Genomic DNA, 3,306 nt, shown 5'->3' on the forward strand with positions numbered 1-3,306 from the left:
GATAAGGAGACGTCCATGAAGTACAAGACAGGCGACAAGCCGGGCGCGGGACGCTACCGCTGCGACAACTGCGGCTACGTCGTTCGCATCACGAGCGATGCCGAAGCCCTTCCCGCATGTCCCAACTGCGGACACCACGAGTTCACCAAACTGGAAGACTGACCGAACGCCAGGGCCGGCAGCAAGTCCGGCACGCTGCCGGCCCCGCAGGGGCCGCGATGACGACGAAAACCTCTGCGTACGGCAGGAATCAAGGGGTTTGGTAACCGGTGCCGCCGCCTCCGACATGCCGAGAACATCCGACCTGCACAAACGCACGCGCATCGCCCCCTCCCCGCATCAAACGAGAGAATAGAGCGGCTCCAAGATTACCAAACCGCCCCACTTGCGCCAGCAGACCCCGCTTTCGCCGTCATTTCCCAAATCGTTCGCGCGTTCGCACTTTTCCGGGTCACTTTGACGAGAGAAGCCTCGGAGCCGGGGCAACAAAAAAGAGCCTTCGCAGGTCGAAGGCTCTTTCGAATTCATGGTGGGCGATACAAGATTTGAACTTGTGACCCCTACCGTGTCAAGGTAGTGCTCTCCCCCTGAGCTAATCGCCCATGAATGCTTGCTGCTTTGGAAGTTTTCCGCGTCAGCAAGCAGATAGTCTACCAGAAGTTCGACGACCATCAAAGACAAATTTCGAAAATATTTTTGCGAACTTTTCTGAAATCGGGGGTTGCGCGCTACGGACACTTCCAGTATTATATTTCCTCGCCGATGCGGACGTGGCTCAGCTGGTAGAGCACGACCTTGCCAAGGTCGGGGTCGCGGGTTCGAACCCCGTCGTCCGCTCCATCGTCGCTAACAGGCCGGTCATTATCAAAAGTTTTGACCGGCCTTTTCATGACGGTGTCGACGAGATGGCGACGTGGCCAAGTGGTAAGGCAGAGGCCTGCAAAGCCTTCACCCCCGGTTCGAATCCGGGCGTCGCCTCCATTCGCTCCCCTTGCGGGGCGGACGGTTTGAGAATTGAAAAGCGTTACCCATGCGGACGTGGCTCAGCTGGTAGAGCACGACCTTGCCAAGGTCGGGGTCGCGGGTTCGAACCCCGTCGTCCGCTCCATGATCGTACAAGCCCGTCGGTTCGCCGACGGGCTTTTTTCGTGCCTCGCTCCGAACGACGAAGGTTAGAGCAGCTCTAAGAGGTCGGTGAGCGCCGTCACGCGCTCGTAGCCGCAATCTTTCTCGGCATCGTGCCTGTCGACGATCACCGCGCGGATGCCGGCAGCGGCCGCCCCGTCCCCGTCGGCATCGGGGCGATCGCCCACATGCACGCTCGATTCGGCGCGCACGCCCATCTGCTCGCAAGCCAGGTTGAAGATGACCGGGTTCGGCTTGCGGTAGCCCACCACCGCCGAAGATACTACCGTGTCGAAGTACGGCAGCAGCCTGAGGTCGCGCAGGAGCCCTTCCAAGCCCGCATCCCAGTTCGATACCACTCCCAGCGCGTATCCACGCTCCTTGAGCGCTCTCAGGCACGCTGTGACGTCGGCGTACGTCTCCCAGCATTCCGCGCGCCGATAGGCCTCGTGCACCGTCTGCGCCACGCCTTCCGCATCGTGGCCGATGCCCGCGAGATGGCACACGTAGCGGTACTGGTCCAGCCAAATGGCTGTCGACCCCTCGTGCGAGCACCAGAAGTCGCCGTCGCGCAGATACTCCGCCTCGTAGTACGCGTCCATGGCCGGCATGTGCGGCTCGACGTCGCGCACGGTCAAGTCGTGGCCGCGCTCGGCCGCAACGCGCGCGAACGTCTCGGCCACCGACGGGCACGGCCGGATGAGCGTCGAGCCCACGTCGAAGAACACCGCCTCGGTCATGCGCCCTCAGTCCTCATGGCCGTCGTTCGGCTCGATGTGGACGAGCACCTCGATCACGTTCGGGAACCGCTGCATGATGGCGCGCTCCACCCGCTCGGACAGCTCGTGGGCCTCCCCCACGGTCATCCCGGGCGCCACGAGCACGTGCAGGTCGGCGTACACCTCTCCCTCGGTGCCGCGCGTGCGGATGTGATGGGCATCCTGCACGCCCGGCACGCCCATCGCCACGGCGCGCACGTCCTTGTCGGGAATGCGCGCATGATCGGACAGGGTGGCTAGCGCGTGCTTGAATACATCGTAGGCCGTGGCCAGGATGGCGACGGTCACCACGAGCGCCATGATGGGGTCGGCCATGGGAAAGCCCAGCGCCACGGCCGCCAGACCGACGATGACCCCGATGGACACGAGCGCGTCGGACAGCGTATGGTTCGCATCCGCCGCAAGCACCTCGCTTTTGAGCCGCTTCGCGCACCGGCGCTCGTAGGTGGTCACCCCGATGTTGACGGCGAGGGTGCCCACCATGACGATGAACGACACGGGAGTTACTTCGGCCGTGTACACGCCGGACACGAGCTTGCCCACCGCGCTCGAACCCACCTCGAAGGCCGCCAGAAGCAGCAGCACGCCGATCACGAGGCTTGCGTACGTCTCGAACTTCGCATGGCCGTAAGGATGGCTGTCGTCGGCCGGACGCGCCGCCAACGCGATGCCGACGAGGCCCACCACGTTGCCGGCCGAGTCGAACACCGAGTGGATACCGTCGGCTTGCATGGACGCCGATCCGCTCATCAGGCCGTAGACGTACTTCGCAGCGGCCACCGCCAGGTTCAACACGAGGATGACCCACAGCACGCGCCGGATGGAGCGCATACGCTCCGATACCGGGTTCTTCGTTGCAAGCGCCTTCGCCACGCCCGCTCCTTTCGCCGAAAGCGGCTCCGTCCGCATATGCAATGCAGAGGTATAAGAAAAGAGAGCCCGAAGGCTCTCTCCATTCTCTCTGGTGTCGGAGGCGGGATTTGAACCCGCACACCCTTAAACGGGCACTAGCACCTCAAGCTAGCGTGTCTGCCGTTCCACCACTCCGACGTGTTGCTCGAAACGCAACGCAGGTTATTCTACCCGAACCCTTCTGCGTTGTGAAGGGGCAATTTTCGCTATTTTGCAATCGTCCCGTGGGGGTAGATGATCATAAGGACGATAAGCGAAAGCATGAAGATGATCGCGAACGCGATGGTGATGCGGTCGAGGTTCTTCTCGACGATGCTCGTACCGGTTTGGGTGGAGTACACCGAGCTGGCGATCATGTCGGAGATGCCCGTGCCCTTGCCGGAGTGCAGCAGGATGAACACGATGAGGCCGATGCCCGAAACGACGAGCAGGATGAGCGTGATGATGAGGAGCGGATTCAAGGTTCGTCTCTCTTCTTTCGATCAAAGGT

The 3,306-nt window shown here is 62.2% G+C and carries 4 protein-coding genes and 5 tRNA genes; 4 read left to right on the top strand and 5 right to left on the bottom strand.

Features of this window, described 5'->3' with window-relative positions:
* Nucleotides 1-15: 15 nt before the first annotated feature.
* On the top strand, nt 16-162 hold the full coding sequence (locus ACMO6A_RS05300) for a zinc ribbon-containing protein (RefSeq protein ID WP_009307168.1): 147 nt from the start codon (nt 16-18) through the stop codon (nt 160-162).
* Nucleotides 163-527: 365 nt separating this feature from the next.
* Here the strand turns inward: ACMO6A_RS05300 and ACMO6A_RS05305 are convergent.
* A tRNA-Val gene (locus ACMO6A_RS05305) sits at nt 528-602 on the bottom strand.
* A gap of 162 nt (nt 603-764) precedes the next feature.
* Between ACMO6A_RS05305 and ACMO6A_RS05310 the strand changes: the two genes are divergently transcribed.
* From ACMO6A_RS05310 to ACMO6A_RS05320, 3 genes are all read left to right on the top strand, one after another.
* Nucleotides 765-840, top strand: a tRNA-Gly gene (locus tag ACMO6A_RS05310).
* A gap of 67 nt (nt 841-907) precedes the next feature.
* A tRNA-Cys gene (locus ACMO6A_RS05315) sits at nt 908-981 on the top strand.
* A gap of 51 nt (nt 982-1,032) precedes the next feature.
* Nucleotides 1,033-1,108: transfer RNA gene (locus ACMO6A_RS05320), tRNA-Gly, on the top strand.
* Nucleotides 1,109-1,172: 64 nt separating this feature from the next.
* On the opposite strand, the gene ACMO6A_RS05325 is transcribed toward ACMO6A_RS05320, so the two are convergent.
* The 4 genes from ACMO6A_RS05325 to secG form a co-directional block, all read right to left on the bottom strand.
* The gene (locus tag ACMO6A_RS05325) at nt 1,173-1,865 is read right to left on the bottom strand and encodes an HAD family hydrolase (protein ID WP_009608608.1); all 693 of its coding nucleotides are present in this window, start codon (nt 1,863-1,865) and stop codon (nt 1,173-1,175) included.
* Nucleotides 1,866-1,871: 6 nt separating this feature from the next.
* Entirely contained in the window at nt 1,872-2,777 is a 906-nt protein-coding gene (locus ACMO6A_RS05330) for a cation diffusion facilitator family transporter (RefSeq protein WP_009307173.1), read from the bottom strand.
* An 89-nt stretch (nt 2,778-2,866) separates the two neighbouring features.
* Nucleotides 2,867-2,954 (bottom strand) — tRNA-Leu (locus ACMO6A_RS05335).
* Nucleotides 2,955-3,022: 68 nt separating this feature from the next.
* Complete coding sequence (gene secG / locus ACMO6A_RS05340; protein ID WP_009307174.1) at nt 3,023-3,277, bottom strand: preprotein translocase subunit SecG; 255 nt, start codon at nt 3,275-3,277, stop codon at nt 3,023-3,025.
* Nucleotides 3,278-3,306: the final 29 nt, after the last annotated feature.

The organism is Eggerthella sp. (genome assembly GCF_048329335.1).
Classification (GTDB): Bacteria; Actinomycetota; Coriobacteriia; order Coriobacteriales; family Eggerthellaceae; genus Eggerthella; species Eggerthella lenta.

Bases quoted from the DNA above. Each gene is read 5' to 3' on its own strand.
- ACMO6A_RS05300 (WP_009307168.1), top strand. From the start codon at position 16: ATGAAGTACAAGACAGGCGACAAGCCGGGCGCGGGACGCTACCGCTGC.
- ACMO6A_RS05325 (WP_009608608.1), bottom strand. From the start codon at position 1,865: ATGACCGAGGCGGTGTTCTTCGACGTGGGCTCGACGCTCATCCGGCCG.